Origin of the sequence: Roseovarius sp. (assembly GCF_965277045.1) — a bacterium.
Classification (GTDB): Bacteria; Pseudomonadota; Alphaproteobacteria; order Rhodobacterales; family Rhodobacteraceae; genus Roseovarius.
In genome coordinates, this window is sequence record NZ_OZ255712.1 from 153,836 (window position 1) to 170,474 (window position 16,639).

General features: G+C 65.8%; 14 protein-coding genes. 6 read left to right on the forward strand and 8 right to left on the reverse strand.

What is annotated here, in order from left to right; genetic code table 11:
- The 4 genes from ACQY4V_RS00835 to ACQY4V_RS00850 all read right to left on the reverse strand — a co-directional run bounded on the left by ACQY4V_RS00835 (position 1) and on the right by ACQY4V_RS00850 (position 3,254).
- Complete coding sequence (locus ACQY4V_RS00835) at positions 1-948, reverse strand: MBL fold metallo-hydrolase (protein ID WP_428515063.1); 948 nt, start codon at positions 946-948, stop codon at positions 1-3.
- Entirely contained in the window at positions 948-1,862 is a 915-nt protein-coding gene (locus tag ACQY4V_RS00840; RefSeq protein ID WP_428515064.1) for an MBL fold metallo-hydrolase, read from the reverse strand. The genes ACQY4V_RS00835 and ACQY4V_RS00840 overlap by 1 nt, the downstream gene beginning before the upstream one ends.
- 69 nt (positions 1,863-1,931) lie before the next feature.
- A complete protein-coding gene (locus tag ACQY4V_RS00845) occupies positions 1,932-2,492 on the reverse strand; it encodes a thioredoxin family protein (protein ID WP_428515065.1) in 561 nt (186 codons plus the stop codon).
- Between the two features lie 75 nt (positions 2,493-2,567).
- Entirely contained in the window at positions 2,568-3,254 is a 687-nt protein-coding gene (locus ACQY4V_RS00850) for a response regulator (protein ID WP_428515066.1), read from the reverse strand.
- Between the two features lie 203 nt (positions 3,255-3,457).
- Between ACQY4V_RS00850 and ACQY4V_RS00855 the strand changes: the two genes are divergently transcribed.
- The 6 genes from ACQY4V_RS00855 (at position 3,458) to ACQY4V_RS00880 (ending at position 10,906) form a co-directional block, all read left to right on the forward strand.
- Entirely contained in the window at positions 3,458-4,180 is a 723-nt protein-coding gene (locus ACQY4V_RS00855; RefSeq protein WP_428515067.1) for a sensor histidine kinase, read from the forward strand.
- A 56-nt stretch (positions 4,181-4,236) separates the two neighbouring features.
- On the forward strand, positions 4,237-5,985 hold the full coding sequence (locus tag ACQY4V_RS00860; protein WP_428515068.1) for a sensor histidine kinase: 1,749 nt from the start codon (positions 4,237-4,239) through the stop codon (positions 5,983-5,985).
- Positions 5,982-7,220: a sigma-54-dependent transcriptional regulator gene (locus tag ACQY4V_RS00865; protein WP_428515069.1), complete on the forward strand. Its 1,239-nt coding sequence runs from the start codon at positions 5,982-5,984 to the stop codon at positions 7,218-7,220. Before ACQY4V_RS00860 ends, ACQY4V_RS00865 begins: the two co-directional genes overlap by 4 nt.
- Before the next feature lie 338 nt (positions 7,221-7,558).
- Positions 7,559-8,560 (forward strand): DctP family TRAP transporter solute-binding subunit, encoded by a 1,002-nt coding sequence (locus ACQY4V_RS00870; RefSeq protein WP_428515070.1) that lies wholly within the window; start codon positions 7,559-7,561, stop codon positions 8,558-8,560.
- A gap of 134 nt (positions 8,561-8,694) precedes the next feature.
- Positions 8,695-9,420 (forward strand): TRAP transporter small permease, encoded by a 726-nt coding sequence (locus tag ACQY4V_RS00875; protein WP_428515071.1) that lies wholly within the window; start codon positions 8,695-8,697, stop codon positions 9,418-9,420.
- Positions 9,421-9,424: 4 nt separating this feature from the next.
- Complete coding sequence (locus tag ACQY4V_RS00880; RefSeq protein WP_428515072.1) at positions 9,425-10,906, forward strand: TRAP transporter large permease; 1,482 nt, start codon at positions 9,425-9,427, stop codon at positions 10,904-10,906.
- Between the two features lie 101 nt (positions 10,907-11,007).
- On the opposite strand, the gene ACQY4V_RS00885 is transcribed toward ACQY4V_RS00880, so the two are convergent.
- From ACQY4V_RS00885 to ACQY4V_RS00900, 4 genes are all read right to left on the reverse strand, one after another.
- Complete coding sequence (locus ACQY4V_RS00885) at positions 11,008-11,793, reverse strand: carnitinyl-CoA dehydratase (RefSeq protein WP_428515073.1); 786 nt, start codon at positions 11,791-11,793, stop codon at positions 11,008-11,010.
- A gap of 1 nt (position 11,794) precedes the next feature.
- A complete protein-coding gene (locus tag ACQY4V_RS00890; protein ID WP_428515074.1) occupies positions 11,795-13,828 on the reverse strand; it encodes an acetate--CoA ligase family protein in 2,034 nt (677 codons plus the stop codon).
- A gap of 225 nt (positions 13,829-14,053) precedes the next feature.
- Positions 14,054-15,214 (reverse strand): acyl-CoA dehydrogenase family protein, encoded by a 1,161-nt coding sequence (locus ACQY4V_RS00895; RefSeq protein ID WP_428515075.1) that lies wholly within the window; start codon positions 15,212-15,214, stop codon positions 14,054-14,056.
- Between the two features lie 4 nt (positions 15,215-15,218).
- Positions 15,219-16,628 carry a carnitine 3-dehydrogenase gene (locus ACQY4V_RS00900; RefSeq protein ID WP_428517321.1) on the reverse strand — a complete coding sequence of 470 codons (1,410 nt, stop codon included), beginning with the start codon at positions 16,626-16,628 and terminating at the stop codon, positions 15,219-15,221.
- Positions 16,629-16,639 lie beyond the last annotated feature (11 nt).

The following is a 16,639-nucleotide window of genomic DNA, read 5'->3' on the forward strand; positions in this document are numbered from 1 at the left end:
CTACTCGAACTCCATCTGCTCAAAGACCCGGCCCGCATTCCTGGTGGCCAGTTCCTCGTAGGTGTGCAGATGCTTGTACGGCGTCTGGTCGACGTAATAGGCGTCGGCCAGGCTGCCCCCACTCTCCAGGTGCTCCCCCACCTTTTCCCGCAAGTAGACCAGGTAGTCATGCGTGTAGCGCCGCACCTGCGCCATGTTGGTCGGGTGCCCGTGGCCGGGGATCACATAGGTCGCCTCCAGCGGCTCGAACGCGGTTTCCCACGTCTCCAGCCAGTCCTTCGTGATCGTATCCTCGAAGATCGGCAGCATGCGTTCGTGAAACGCCATGTCGCCCGCGATCACCAGGCTCTGCTCGGGCAACCAGACCGAGATATCGCCGGGGCTGTGCGCAGGCCCAAGGTGCAAGACCTCAATCCGGAAATCGCCCATCTCGATGATCTTCTCATCCTCGAAGGTCTCGGTGGGTCCGGCCAGCACCGTGCCCTCGGCCTTGTCGCGGTTATACTCCTCCATCCGCCGCAGGATCTGGGCGCCGTATTCCTCGAACTCCTCGGCGGCATCCACATGCGCCAAGATCGGCACGCCCTGTTCGGCCCAATAGGCGTTGCCCAGCATCGCATGGCCCTGGCCGTTCTCGTTGATCACCAGTTTAACCGGCTGATCCGTGATCCGCTTGATCTCGTCGTGCAGGGCCTCGGCCAACACATAGGCGGCCCCGCCATTCACCACGACAACGCCATCGCCGGTGACGATGAAGCTCAGGTTGTTGTTATGCCCGGTGTTTTCATAGGTCGGCGGCGCGGTGGCACCGATGGCCGACCAGACATGCGGGATCACCTCGACCGGCTTGGAATAAAGCGGCGAGCCGGGATACTGGTCGGGTATGTTTTCATCGGCCAGCGCGGGGGCAGTGCTGAGGGCGACGAGACAGGCTGTCAGGGCTCGCATCACGCATCCTTTCCGACGAAACGATAGCCGGTCTCGGCTGTTTCCGCCCGGCCCACGCCGCCCCCCGGCAGGTGGAACCCGATCAGGGTCATGTCGTCTGCGGTCAGCCGGTCAAACAGCGTCTTGCGGGTCGCCACGGCCATGTCCGGGTCCTGGTCCGATCCGCTGGGCCAGTCCGGGCGGGCGAAGGCGACGTGGTGATTGCCGATCGCGTCGCCGATGACCATTGCCGCCTCGCTTCCGCGACGCAGCTCGAAACTCATATGGCCCGGCGTGTGACCGGGGGTCGAGACCGCCGCGATACCAGGCAAGACTTCCTGTCCGTCATCGAAGAACTCGACGACGTCCTCGATCGCCTCCATCCGGTTCTTGGCGCCCACGGCGAACGCGGCGCGCGCCTCGTCGATGGTGTTCACGGTCTCGGGGTCCCACCAGTAATCCCACTCGGCGCGCCCCATCATGTAGACGGCGTTGGAGAACAGCGGGTCGCCGAAATCGTCCAGAACGCCCCAGATGTGATCGGGATGCGCGTGGGTGAACACCACGTGGGTGATATCCTCCGGGGCTAGGCCCGCAGCCTCCAGGCTCGCTGGCAACTCGCCCGCGCTGGGCATGAAGTTCGACCCGGCGCCGGCATCGAACAGCACGGTGTTGGTGCCGTCGCGATAAAGCGTCAGGTTGCATTCGGGGCGCAGCTCGTCGCGGCTCTGGCCGGTGGCCTTCAGGACTTTCTGCAATTCCTTCTGCGGCATCGGCTCGAAAAGGAAGTCGCCGGGCAGCACGAGGTGGCCGTCGCTGACGGTCGTGACCGTCGCATCGCCAAGGGACATGTCCGCCAGGCTCCAGCGCGGCAGTGCTGCCGCCAGGGGCAGGGCGGCGCCGGTCGCCATCAGGTGGCGTCGGGTCAGTCGCATGATATTCCTCCCAGAAATTCTCTTATAGGAATATGTGCGAATGTTGCGCGCAGCGCAAGCGCCGTCGTGTCAGGCGGCCGGTTTCCATTTGATCGAACAGCCGACCGACGCGACCTGGTCGCGCGGGCCTTCGCCGGTGTCCGCGACCTGCTTCATCGCCTCGAAAAGTTCCCGTGGCGCGTCCTCGGGCGCGGGCGACATGCGCGACGCATCCAGCCGACCGCGATATTGCAGCCCGCCCTTGGCATCGAACCCGAAGAAGTCCGGCGTGCAGGCGGCGTGATACGCCCGCGCCGCCGACTGATCCTCGTCATGCAGATAGGGGAACGGCAGGTCCTCTTTCTCTGCCATCTTGACCATGTTGTCGAAGCTGTCGTCAGGGTAGGCTTCGGCATCGTTGGAGCATATGGCGGCGACGCCGATGCCGCGCGCCTGCAACTCCCTGGCATCCCGCTTGATCCGGTCCAGCACCGCCAGGACATAGGGACAATGGTTGCAGATGAACATGATCAGCGTGCCGCGCGGGCCGGACACGTCATGCAGCGTGTAACGCAATCCGTCCGTCCCCGGCAGATCGAAATCCGGCGCGGGCCAGTGGAAGTCACATACGGGCGGGGTGTTCGCGGCCATGTCGTCCTCCGAAGCTGTGGCGAGGACAGTCTCGCCCAACCGCGGCGTCGAGGCAACGGGGTGGATGCGCCGCACTCAGCGAAAGGCGAAGGGCGGGTCGGGGTCGATCACGCCATCGGCATCCCAGCGGTCCGGCTGGGTCAGCCCGCGCGCGGCGAGCATGTCGAGAATGCGCTTGTCGATCGTGTCGATCAGGCGTCCAAATTCCATTTCGTCGCGCACGAGCTTTGCCACGTCCTGCGCGATCATCACCCGTTGCTTCGCCAGCAATTCGCCGATCCAGTGGCGCGAGGTCTCGGCCAGAAACTTGACCGACGCCATCATCAGCTCGCGCAGCTTGTCGGTATCCAGCTCGACCTTGTCCAGGCAATCCAGCGACCCCTGCTTGATCGACTCGATCGCCACATCGGTGCGCATCCGGTTCGACATCATCACCACGGCCGCCGGGAAATTCTTCGGGTGATTTTGCACCATCTTCTGCGCTGCGAGGCCATCGCTGTCCGGCAGAAGATAGTCGATCAGGACAACATCGAAACTGTCCGCATCCAGCGCCGCGGAAAACTCTTTGATCGAGGCCGAGGTGACGGCGTTGACGGGCAGGCCCGTCGACTCCAGCGTGCGCGTCAGCCGTTTCTGGTCGAACGGGTCGTCGTCCAGAATCAGAACATCGAAACTGTCGCCGCGCCGGGCGCCGTGCAAGCCGGGCACGGGAAGCGCCTGAGCGACCATTGTCTCGGTCGGGATGGGAGAAACAGAGGTCATGGTGCACCTTTCTAACTCAAACGTCCTGGATACCTGGCCCCACGCTACCCGCGCGATCCTTACCGAAGCGTTACTCGTGGACCGGGCTGTATCGTTGATTTTAACGATTGCGGGGCCGCGGGCCCGGCACCGTTCACGAAATGGAAAGTCCCCTGTGCCAATGTCGCTCCTCACGTGCATGAGAACGAGGAAAGTGGGCAATAGTGTCGGAAGACGTCCCAGACGATCCGCTTGGTACGGTCCGCGAGGCGGAGGACCTGCTTTATATCGTGACCCACGACCTCAAGGCGTTTGCCCGCGCCATGCGCACCATCCCGGACTGGATTGACGAGGATCTGGCCAGCCAGGGTTTCGCCATCCCGGCCGATACGCGCGAAAACCTTGACATGTTGCGGGATTACGCGCACAGGTTGGACGATGCGATGACCGCATTGACCGAGCTGTCTCGCGTGCGTCGGCTGGCCGATCCGCCTGCTGCCCACGACCTTCAGGGTCTCGTCACTGAGGCCTGCGCGCGTTTGCCTGCCACGCCCAGGCTCTCATGCGACATAGCCTGCCACGATATCTTCGTTCTGGGGCCCGAGAACGATCTGGTCAGGCTCTTCGACGCGGTGCTGGGCAATGCCGCGGCCCATCACGACCGCGATTTTGGCCAGCTGCGCGTCTCGGCCGCGCCGGACCGGGGGCGCATTCACATCACCGTGGCCGATGACGGCCCCGGCATATCGCACGAACAGCATGAGGCGATCTTCAAACCGCTCTCCACCCTTCGCCCCAAAAGCGAAACAGGCCATGCCGGCATGGGCCTCGCCATCGCGCGCAAGGTCGTGCGCAGCCTCGGCGGCGAGATCGTCGTCGGTCCCACCGACGCGCCTCGCGGGCTGTGCCTGCGCTTCGACCTGCCGCTGGCGACCGCCCCGGCCTAGACCGCGTCGCACGCTTTGTCTGGCCAATCGGGCCGCCGGCTTGCTATCACCTTGCCATGTTGTCGCTCCTTCGCGCCCGTTGGCTGGTCATCGTCCTGTTCCTGCTTGCCGTCGCTGCGGCGGCCGGCGGGGTCTGGCGCTATGGCTATTCCCAGGGGCTGACGCAGCTGGCCAAACAGGGGCGCGCCGACCTCGCGCTCGCCGCCGACCGCTTTACCGGCGAGATGCGGCGCTACCGCGAACTTGCGGTCCTGATGTCCGATCATCCGACCCTGGCCGCGCTGACCGGCGCCGGGCGCGACCTGCCCGAGGCGACCCGACTTCTGCAGGCGGCCGTGGACAAAAGCGGCGCCGCCGGCCTGATCTTCACCGACGCGGCCGGCGCCGTCCTGGCGCAGGCCGGCGCTGTTACGCTGAACCCCCAGGGCAGCGCCTATTTCCGCCGCGCCATGCAGGGGGCCCTGGGCTCGTTCTTCGGCCGGCTCGGCCCCGAGGGGCGCCGCGTCTACGCCTATGCCGCCCCGTCCTTTTCCGGCGCGGGCGCGATCCGCGGCAGCCTCATCGTCGTGGTCGACATCTCCGAAATCGAGTGGGGCTGGATCGGGGGGCAGCCGGTTGTGTTCTTCACCGACAATGACGGGCGAGTGTTCCTGTCCAACCGTGCCGAGATCATCGGATGGCGCCTGTCGCCCGGCTCGGTCGGGCTGGTCTCGCCCGATAGCGACGCACCCGTCGGCGCACCGGAGCGCCGGTTCGCCGATATCTGGGACCTGTCCCAGGGGGCCTACCTGCCCGAGCGCGCCCTGCACCTGGCCAGCCCGAAGCCGGTGATCGGCATGACGGGCCACGCGCTGATGGACGTCGCCGCCGCCGCGCGGGTTGCAAACCTGCAGGCGGCGGTGTTCGCCGCCATCTGCCTCGCCTTCGGCACCGTGCTGCTGCTCCTGGCCGAACGGCGCCGGACCCTGAGCATCGCCAACGCCCAGCTTGAAACCCGTGTCGCCGACCGCACCGCGGAACTGTCGCAGGCCAACGCCGCGCTGCGCCGAGAAGTGGCCGAGCGCAAGGAGGCCGAGGCGGCCCTGACCCGTGCCCAGGAAGAGCTTGTGCAGGCCGGCAAGCTGAATGCCCTGGGCCAGATGTCCGCGGGGATCAGCCACGAACTGAACCAGCCGCTGATGGCGATCCAGCAATTCGCCGACAATGGCGCGGCCTTCCTCGACGCGGGCAAGACGCGGCCGGCGCGGGCCAACATGACCCGCATAGCGGACCTCGCGGCGCGGGCCGCGCGGATCATCAAGAACCTGCGCGCCTTCGCCCGGAACGAGGCGGAACCCGCGGGCAAGGTCGATCTTGGCGCGGTGATCGACACCGCGGTGGAACTGACCGAACAAAGGCTCGCGCAGGAAAACGTGTCGCTCGACTGGCGGCGTCCGGCCATCTCCGTGCACGTCCGCGCCGGTGAGGTCCGCCTCGGCCAGGTCTTCGTGAACCTGATCAACAATGCCGTCGATGCCATGGCGGGACAGGCCCGCAAGCGCATCGAGATCTCTCTCGTCCCCGGTGCCCGCCCGACGGTGACCGTGCGCGACACCGGCCCCGGCATTTCGGACCCCGCCAAGATATTCGAGCCGTTCTACACCACCAAGGAAGTCGGCGGCGAGGATGGCCTTGGCCTTGGCCTCTCGATCTCCTACGGCCTGGTCGAAAGTTTCGGCGGGCGTATCAGCGGCAGCAACGCGCCCGATGGCGGCGCGATCTTTCGCATCGAACTGGATCCCTGGCAGGAAGAGGCGGCAGCATGAGCACCGATGTCCTGATCGTCGACGACGACGCCGCCGTGCGCGAGGCGCTGGCCCAGACGCTGGAACTGCATGACCTTGCGCCGCGCGTCGCCGGGTCCTTCATCGAGGCCAAGGACCACATCACGCCGGACTTTCCCGGCGTCATCCTGTCGGATATCCGGATGCCGGGCCGGGATGGCTTCTACCTGCTGGAACATACCCGCAAGACCGATGCTGACCTGCCCGTCATCCTGCTGACCGGCGAAGGCGACATTCCCATGGCGGTCCGCGCGATGGGCAAGGGGGCGTTCGATTTCTTGGAAAAGCCCTGCACGCCCGACGCCCTGCTGCCCGTGCTGACCCGCGCCCTGCAGACCCGGGCCCTGGTGCTGGAAAACCGGCGGCTCAAGCGCCAGCTGGAAACCGGCGATGCGGCGGCGCGGATGCTTTTCGGGACATCGAAACTGGCCGAGGACCTGCGCGAACGCGTGCGCCGCGTCGCGGCCATGGGCACCGACGTTCTGGTCAGCGGCCCGCCCGGCGCCGGCATCTCGAAGGTGGCCGAGGTGCTGCACCTTATGACGCCGGCGGGGCGGGGGCCCTATGTCAAGCAGCCCGCGGCGGCGCTGGATGTCGACGCGCTCGACGAGGCGCTGGCCTCCGCCCGGGGTGGCAGTCTCTTCATCGAGGAGATTACCGCCCTGCCGCCGCAATCGCAGCACGCGCTTCTCGATCGGCTCGAGGACGGGGCCGAGGCGCGGCTGATCGCCGGAACCACCACCGATCTCGCCAGGACCGCCCAGGACGGGCGGTTCTACCCGGAGCTTTACTACCGGCTCGACGTGGCGCCCGTGCGCATCCCGGCCCTTTCCGAGCGGCCCGAGGATATCCCGGTGCTGTTCCGCCACTACGTGGCCCAGGCCGCCGAGCAATCCGGCATCGCCGCGCCCGATATCGCCCCCGATCACCTGGCCCGCCTGATGGCGCAGGACTGGCCCGGCAATGCACGCTCGCTCATGAGTGCCGCCATGCGTTTCGTCCTCGGCATGCCCGACGAGGTCACCCGCGCGGCCGACCTGGGCCTGTCCGAGCAGATGGCGCAGGTCGAGCGTTCGCTGCTGATCGCGGCGCTGGGGCGCCAGAACGGACGCGCCTCCGAAGCCGCAAAGGCCCTGAAGCTGCCGCGCAAGACGTTCTATGACAAGCTGGCCCGCTACGGGATCAAGCCCGAGGATTACCGCCGCGGCGAGGGCTGAGCGCAAAGGCCCCGACAACCTGCGCCGGATTCATCGTGAAAGCCATGCCCGGGCCTCGCGGGAGGAAGGCCACTGGCGTCAGCCTGCCGGTCGCGGGCCCGGAGTGTGCGGAAATCCGCACAGCAGGCATCACGCGCGTGCGGGAATCCGCACAGCCATCTCATCGACATCCGTGACCTTATCGATTCGGAACATTCAACATGTTGATAATATTCAGAATCCCCCGATTCGCCCGATCTTTTCCCGAATCATCTTGAGGCATTTCCCCCATTCGCCATTCTTTGCCCCGCAATACCGTGACGGTATCGAAACCAGTCTCGAATTTGGGAGGAGAGACCATGAAATTCCTGTCTGCCGCAACTGCGGCACTCGCACTGACCGTGTCTGCCGGCGCCGTGAGCGCCGCCTGTGACGATGGTGAAATCGTCGTCAAATTCAGCCACGTCACCAACACCGACAAGCACCCCAAGGGCATCGCCGCCTCGCTGCTGCAAGAGCGCATCAACGAGGAAATGGACGGCAAGATGTGCATGGAGGTGTTCCCCAACTCCACGCTCTACAACGATGACCAGGTGCTCGAGGCGATGCTGCAGGGCGACGTCCAGCTGGCCGCACCGTCGCTGTCGAAATTCGAGAACTTCACCAAGGTCTTCCGCATTTTCGACCTGCCCTTCATGTTCAAGAACATCGACGCCGTTGACAGCTTCCAGGCCTCCGAGGCAGGCCAGGGCATGCTCGATTCCATGCAGCGCCGCGGCCTGCAAGGCCTGGGCTTCTGGCACAATGGCATGAAGCAGTTTTCGGCCAACGTGCCGCTGGAAACGCCGGAAGACGCCAAGGGCCTGAAGTTCCGCGTGCAGACCTCCGACGTGCTCGTCGCGCAGATGGAAGCGCTCGGCGCCTCGCCGCAGCCGATGGCCTTCTCCGAGGTTTACGGCGCGCTGCAGACCGGCGTGGTCGACGGCCAGGAGAACACCTGGTCCAACATCTACGGCCAGAAGTTCTTCGAGGTACAGGACGGCATCACCGAGACCAACCACGGCATCATCGACTACCTGCTGGTGACCTCGAGCGATTGGCTCGACTCGCTGGAACCCGATGTGCGTGAGCAGTTCATGACCATCGTGGGTGAAGTGACCGAGACCCGGAACGCCGAAAGCTACAGCGTGAACCAGGAAAACCGCCAGGCGATCATCGACGCTGGCGGCGAGGTGCGCGAACTGTCGGCCGACCAGCGTCAGGCCTGGGTCGATGCGATGCGCCCGGTCTGGGACCAGTTCGTCGAGGATGTGGGCCAGGACAACATCGACGCGGCCCAGTCCCACAACAGCGGCAGCTGACGCAAGGCAAGGCGGGCGCGCGCCTGAGGCTTCCCTGAGGCCCGACCGCGCCCGCAGCGCCGGATACCGGCGGCACCACCCGTGTCGCCGGACCCTGCACCGGCCTTACCCCACATGATCCGGAGGGAAACGCCATGAGCGTGAGCGGATACACACCATCGGGCCCGGTCGGACGCGTCGTTCACCGCGCCGAGGAAATCTTCATCGCCCTGATCCTGGGCGCGATGACCCTGATCACTTTTGCCAACGTCGTGTTGCGCTACGGTTTCTCCGAAAGCCTGCTCTGGGGGCAGGAGGTGGTGGAAATCCTCTTCGCCTGGCTGGTTCTCTTCGGCATTTCCTACGGGTTCAAGGTCACGGCCCACCTGGGCGTGGACGCCATCGTCAACATGGTCGGTGGCGGTCTCAAGCGGGTCATGGCGATCATCGCCTGTCTCGTCTGCGTGGCCTATGCCTTTCTTCTGCTCAAGGGCGCCTACGATTTCTGGGCGCCGTTCTCGAACCTCAATCCGACCTCGGGCCGCTGGTTTCCAACAGGGTTTGAAGAGGCCCGCGCCCAGGGGTACGCCGTGGTGCGCCCCGTGCCGATCCCATTCGGCAAGGAGTTCCTGGAAAATACCTTCAACTGGTACATGGACGGCGATACCCGCGTGGTCGAGGAATACGATTACCTCCCGCGCGTCGTTCCCTACCTGATCCTGCCCGTCGGCGCCGCACTTCTGCTCTTCCGCGTGGTTCAGGCGACCCTGGGCGTCATCCGCGGCACCCGCCAACGCATCATCACCAGCCACGAGGCCGAGGACGCGGTGGAAACCGCCGCCGACAAGCTCGCCCGCGGCGAAGCCGTGAACAGGGGCTAGGACCATGGAAGTCGCATTTCTCTTCATCATGATCGTCGGCCTGCTGCTGATCGGTGTGCCGATCGCGGTCTCGCTCGGGTTCTCCTCGATCGTGTTCCAGCTGATGTTCTCGAACACCTCCATCGGCGCGGTGGCCAAGTCGCTCTATGACGCGATGGCCGAACATTACACGCTGCTGGCCATCCCGTTCTTCATCCTCGCCTCCAGCTTCATGTCCACGGGCGGCGTGGCGAAACGGATCATCCGCTTCTCCATCGCCTGCGTCGGCCACCTCAAGGGCGGCCTCGCCATAGCGGGCGTTCTGGCCTGCATGATTTTCGCCGCACTTTCGGGCTCCTCGCCCGCCACCGTGGTCGCCATCGGCACAATCGTGATCGCCGCCATGCGGCAGGTGGGCTACACCAAGGACTTCGCCGCGGGCGTCATCTGCAACGCCGGCACGCTCGGCATCCTCATCCCGCCCTCCATCGTGATGGTCGTCTACGCCTCGGCCACCGACGTGTCCGTGGGCCGGATGTTCCTCGCAGGCGTCATCCCCGGCCTCCTCGCCGGCACGATGCTGATGGTCACGATCTACATCATGGCCCGCATCCGCAACATGCCCGCAGGCGAGTGGAAAGGCTGGGGCGAAATCCTCGACAGCTTCCGCGACGCTTTCTGGGGCCTTCTGCTGATCGGCATCATCATGGGCGGCATCTACGGCCACCCGTGGGTCAACCTGACCGGCGAGGGCAGCCTGATCTATTGGCAGCCCGGCGCCTTCACCCCGACCGAGGCCGCCGCCGTCGCCGCCGTCTACGCCTTCTTCGTGGCCTGTTTCATCTACCGCGACATGGGCCCCCTTGCGGCGCCCTCCGAAGAGGAGACGTATACCGGCACCATGGGCGAGCGCAGCGTCAACGCCGCCGAGGCTCCGCGCCCCGCGACCCTGCTGCAAAAGCCCTGGGCGCTGGTGACAGCCTTCTGGCACCGCGACACGGTGAACACCGTCTTCGAGGGCGCGAAGCTGACGATCACGCTGATGTTCATCATCGCCAACGCGCTTCTGCTGAAGCACGTGCTGACCGACGAACAGATCCCCCAGGCCATCGCCGAAAGCATGCTGGCCGCGGGCCTCGGCCCGGTGATGTTCCTGGTGATGGTCAACGTGATCCTGCTGATCGGCGGCCAGTTCATGGAGCCGTCGGGCCTCCTGGTCATCGTGGCGCCGCTCGTGTTCCCCATCGCCATCGAGCTTGGCATCGACCCCATCCACCTTGGCATCATCATGGTGGTGAACATGGAGATCGGGATGATCACGCCGCCCGTCGGTCTGAACCTCTTTGTCACCTCTGGCGTGGCGGGTATGCCGATGATGAGCGTCGTGCGCGCGGCCCTGCCGTTCCTCGCCGTGCTCTTCGTCTTCCTGATCATGGTGACGTATATCCCCTGGATATCGACCTACCTGCCCACGACCTTCATGGGACCCGAGATCATCACCAACTGACACGAACTGGCGCGCGGTCCGACCACCCGCGCGCCAGAACATTCTTCGCAGAAGAATGTGGCCAGAAAATTCTCCGAATTTTCAGCCGCCGTCGACCGCCCTCAGCGCCCTTTCCAGACCGGGTCGCGCTTTTCGGCAAAAGCCTTGGCGCCTTCCAGCTGATCCTCGGAGTCATACAGCACATCGACGCTCTCGAATTGCCGCCGCGTGATCCGGTTCATCGCGTCCTGGAACGTCATCGCCTCGGCCTCGCGCACGATCTCCTTGATTGCCGCATAGACCAGCGGCGGCCCACTGGCCAGCAGGTCCGCCATCTCCCGTGCCTTGGCCATCAGTTGGTCGCCGGGATGGATCTGGTTGATCAACCCCCACCGCGCTGCTTCCTCGGCATTGATCCAGCGTCCGGTCAGCAGCATCTCCATCGCGATATGATAGGGGATGCGCTTGGGCAGCTTCACGCTGGCCGCATCGGCCACCGTCCCCGACCGGATCTCGGGCAAGGCGAACTGCGCATGATCGGCGGCCAGGATGATGTCCGCGCTCAGCGCCCATTCCAGGCCGCCACCGCAACAGATCCCGTTCACGGCGGCGATGATCGGCTTGTTCATCGCCCGCATTTCCTGCAGGCCCCCAAAGCCGCCGACGCCATAGTTGTCATCCACCGCATCGCCCCCGGCGGCGGCCTTCAGGTCCCAGCCGGGGCAGAAGAACTTGTCGCCCGCGCCGGTGATCAGCGCCACGCGCAGCTCCGGATCGTCGCGGAAGTCCTTGAATACGTCGCCCATGATCCGGCTGGTCGCCAGGTCGATCGCGTTGGCCTTGGGCCGGTCCAGCGTCACTTCCAGCACATGGCCGCGTGTCTGGGTCTTTACGGGGCTCTCCGTCATGTCAGTCTCCTTTCCGGATCAGTGCATCCGCCGCCACGGCCCTTTCGGGCGTGCAGATCAGCGGGTTGATCTCGATCTCCTCCAGCCGGTCGCGTTCGGCGCCGACATAGTCCTGCACCGCCAGAACGGCGCGTGCAATGGCGGCGCGGTCCGTGCCGAGCTTGCCGCGATACCCTGCCAGCGCGGGGGCAATGCGCAAGCTGTCGAGCGCAGCGAGCACGTCGCCCTCGGTGACTGGCAAGATCAGCGATACCGTGTCCTGCAGGATTTCCGTCAGCGTCCCGCCAGCCCCCAGCGTCAGCACGAACCCATGCGCCGGGTCCCGCACGACCCCCAGCAAAAGCTCGGCCACGCCGCCGCCGATCATCTCCTCCAACAGAAAGCCGTCGCAGGCCATGCCCTTGGCCGCTTCCTCGACTTCCAGCGCGTCCCGCAGACCAAGCGCCACCAGTCCGGCCTCGGTCTTGTGTGCGATGCCCGTACCTTTCAACACCACAGGAAAGCCGATCTCCTTCGCCGCCGCCACAGCGTCTTCCACTGTATCCGCGACAATCGCCCGGGGCACGTCCAGGCCGGCGGCGGCCAGCGCGTGCTTGGCCTCGGCCTCTGACAGCAACCTTGCGCTTTCGGGCTGGTCTCCCTGCAACACGGGCGCTGGCAGCGGGCTGTGATTGCCGATGAAGGCCGCCGCCTCCATCGCAGTCAGAAAGTCGTCCAGCCCCTGCATCGGGATCATGCCGCCCGCCGTGGCCCGCGCCGCCATCGCCTCGGGCAGAAGCTCGGGCAGGGTCGAGACCAGAACCAGCGGTCTGCCGGTCTCGGTCACCGCCGCCGCCCCGGCCTCGAACACGCAATCCCAGGCGGCGGGGTCGCACCGATCCGTGCGGGGAAAGTCGATGATCACGCAGGTCAGGTCTGCCGCGCCCTCCTGCATGACGGCAAAGACCTGCGCCATGCGCTCGGCGTCGTTCCAGATGAAGGTGTGGTAATCCAGCGGATTGGCCAGCGCGACCATCGGCCCCAACGTCTCGCGCAGGCGGTCGCGCTGCGCCTGGGTCAGGTCGGGAAATTGCACCTCCCGGCCCTCGGCGCTGTCGGCCATCAGGCTCGCCTCGCCGCCCGAACAGGACAGGGAGGCCAGCGACGCGCCGGGCAACGGGCCCGCATAGTGCAACAGCTTCGCCGTCTCCAGCAAGGCGGGCAGGCTGTCCACCTGAGCGACGCCCAGCCGCCGCAAAAGCGCGCGCGCCCCGGCGTCGCTGCCGGCAAGCGAGGCCGTATGAGAGACCGCCGCCGCCTGCGCCCGCGCCGACTTGCCGGCCTTCAGGGCGACCACGGGCTTGCCCAGGTCCCGGGCCGTTTGCACCAGCCGCTCGAAAGCGGGCACGTCGCCGATACCTTCGATGTGCAGTGCCAGCACGGTCACCCGGGGGTCCTGCAACAGCGTGTGGCCCAGCTCCGCCAACCCGGTCTGCGCCTGGTTCCCGGCGGTGGTCACATAGGCCAGCGGCAGGCCGCGCGACTGCATCGAGATGTTGATCGCCATGTTGGAACTCTGCGTCAGCACCGCCACGCCGCTTCCGATCCGCGCGCCGCCATGCTGGTCGGGCCACAAGAGCGCGCCGTCCAGGTAGTTGATGAAACCATAGCAGTTGGGGCCCAGGATGGGCATCTCGCCCGCGGCCGCCAGCAAGGCCGCCTGAAGGTCGGCCCCGTCGCCGGTTTCGGCCTGCGCCTCGCTGAAGCCACTTGCGAAACAGACAGCACCGCCCGCGCCCATCTCGCGCAGCTGGCGGACGACATCCACCGTGGCGTGCCGGTTCACCCCGATGAAGACGGCATCTGGCGGCGCGGGCAAATCTTCCAGCCGGGCGCAGGCGGGCAGTCCCGCGATTTCCGCCTTTGTCGGATGGACCGGCCAGACCGGGCCAGAAAACGCCATCTTCCGGCACTGCTCGACGACACTGGTGCACCAGGCCCCGCCGCCGATCACCGCAATCGATTTCGGCTGAATGAGGCGGCTCAGGTCGCGCATGGGGCGGATCCTTGCGCCAAAGAGTTTCTTGCCTCCGGCGGGGATATTTCCGGCCAGAGGAAGAAACGGTTTGTTAACCACGACCTGCAATGCTTGCCATGCGGTACAGGCGGGGACGCCGATGACCGCGCCAGGGGAAGAGGCCGCGCCTTTTCCCGGGGGGAGCTTTCCAGGCTCCCCCCTTTTCCTATGGCCACAAATATCCTCGCCGAAGGCATTCGTCTCTTATGCTCCCAGCGGCCGCAAGAGCTCGCGGCTGATGATGTGGCGCTGGATCTCCGAGGTTCCGTCCCAGATCCGTTCGACACGTGCGTCGCGCCAGAACCGCTCGACAGGGAAGTCGTCCATCAGGCCCATGCCGCCGAAGATCTGCAAGGTGGCGTCGGTCACGCGCGCCAGCATCTCGCTGGCATAGAGCTTGGCCGACGCGATCTCGCGGTTCGCCGGCAAGCCCTGGTCCAGGCGCCATGCCGCGGCCAGCGTCAGCCAGTCGGCGGCGTCGATCTCGGTGACCATGTCGGCGATCTGAAAGCTCACGCCCTGGAACTTGCCGATCTGCTGGCCGAACTGTTTGCGCTCGGCGGCGTAATTCAAGGCGTAATCAAAGGCACGGCACGCGCGCCCCACGCTCATCGTCGCCACGGTGATCCGCGTGGCGTAGAGCCATTCGTTCATAACCGCGAACCCGCCATCGACCTCGCCCAGCACCTGCGCATCGGGCAGGCGGCAATCGTCGAATTCCAGCACCATGTTCTTGTAACCCCGGTGGCTGACCGACTTGTAGCCGTCGCGGATGGTAAATCCCTTGGTGCCGCGATCGACAAGAAAGGCGGTGATGCGCTTCTTCGGCCCTTTCGGCGTGTCGTCCTCGCCCGTGGCGATGAAGACGATAATGAAATCGGCATGATCCGCGCCCGAGATGAAATGCTTGGTGCCGTTCACCACCCAGTCGCCCCCGTCACGTCTGGCGAAACACTTCATGCCCCGCACGTCCGATCCGGCATCGGGCTCGGTCATCGCCAGCGCGTCCATCCGTTCGCCCCGCACGGCGGGCATGAGGTACCGCTCGCGCTGCTCGCCCTCGCAGGCCATCAGGATGTTCTGCGGACGCCCGAAGAAATGCGTCAGCGCCATTGACCCGCGCCCCAGTTCCCGCTCGACCAGCGCGAAGTCGACGTGGCCAAGGCCCGCGCCGCCCACCTCCTCGGGAAAGTTGCAGGCGTAAAAGCCCAGGTCCATGCACTTGCGCTTGATCTCCTGCGCCACCTCGGGCGCCACCTCGCCGGTGCGCTCGACCAGCTCCTCGTGGGGATAGATCTCTTTCTCGACGAAGCTGCGCACCGTCGAGACGATCATCTCCTGCTCGTCCGTCAATCCGAAATGCATGGTCTCACTCCTCCGCGTGCAGGGCGACGAGCGCCGCCACCTTTTCCGCCACGTCCTCGGGCGGCTCGCAGGTGCGCCGGGTCTCCAGGCTCACATGCAGCATCAGCTGGTCGCAGCTGGCCATCACCGCGCCGTCGCTCTTGCGCCTCATCTCGTGAAGACAGCGCAGCTTCTTGCCGCCGCCCTCGGTCACCCGGCTCTCGACGATGATCTCTTCCCCGGCCCGCGTTTCGGCCAGGTACTTGATGGTCGTCTCCACCGTGAAATAGCTCAACTGCCGCTCGGACACATAGGTCTCGTCCGCGCCCACAAAAGCCATCACCCCCTCGGCGGCATCGCTGAAGACCTGGCCGTAGCGGCCCTCGTTCATATGCCCGTTCATGTCGGTCCAGTCGACCGGCACCATCCGGTCCTGCGTGATCATCGGCGAAGCCTCCGCAGGGACCTTCAGAAGCGCCCGCTGATGCTCGGCAACAAGCCGGCCGGTCGCGTTCCCCTGCTGTTTCAGCGCCCGCATCATCGCGATCAGGTTGCGGTCGCGCTTGCGCTCCAGCTCGCGGATCGAAAGGTGCCCCGACTGCGCGTCGGACTGGTCCGCGATCAGGTCCACCAGCTCCGGCGTGAACTCCGGCACATCCATCAGCTTGGTCCAGGGCCAGCTCAGCGCCGGGCCGAACTGCGCCATGAAATGCCGCATACCGGCCTCGCCGCCGGCCACGCGGTAGGTCTCGAACAGGCCCATCTGCCCCCAACGCAGGCCGAACCCATAGCGGATGGCGTTGTCGATCTCCTCGGTGGTGGCGATGCCGTCCTTGACCAGCCACAGCGCCTCGCGCCAGACGGCTTCGAGGAAGCGGTCCGCGATATGCGCGTCGATCTCCTTGCGCACATGCAGGGGGTAAAGGCCCACCTCGGTCAGCGTCGCCTTGGCCGCCTCGACCATGTCGGGCGATGTCGCCTCGGACGGCACCACCTCGATCAGGGGCAGCAGGTAGACCGGGTTGAACGGATGTGTGACCATGATCGTCGACGCATCGGCGGCACCTTCCTGCAACTCGGACGGCTTGAACCCGCTGGTCGACGACCCGATTGGCACGCCCTGTGCTGTGGCCTGGATTTCGGCAAAGACCTTGTGTTTCAGGTCCAGCCGCTCGCTCACGCTTTCCTGGATCCAGTCCGCGCCCTCGACCGCCTCGGCGATCGAGCCGTGAAAGCTCAGCTTGCCTTCGGCGGGCAGGGCGCAATCATAAAGCATCGGCAACGCACCCCGCGCATTGGTCAGCACCTCGCCGACCTTGCGCTCGGCCTCCGGGTCGGGGTCGAACACCCGCACGTCCCAGCCGTTCAGCAGGAACCGCGCGGCCCAGCCGCCGCCGATCACGCCGCCACCAATGATTGCCGCCCGTTTCGTCATCGTCGTTCCCT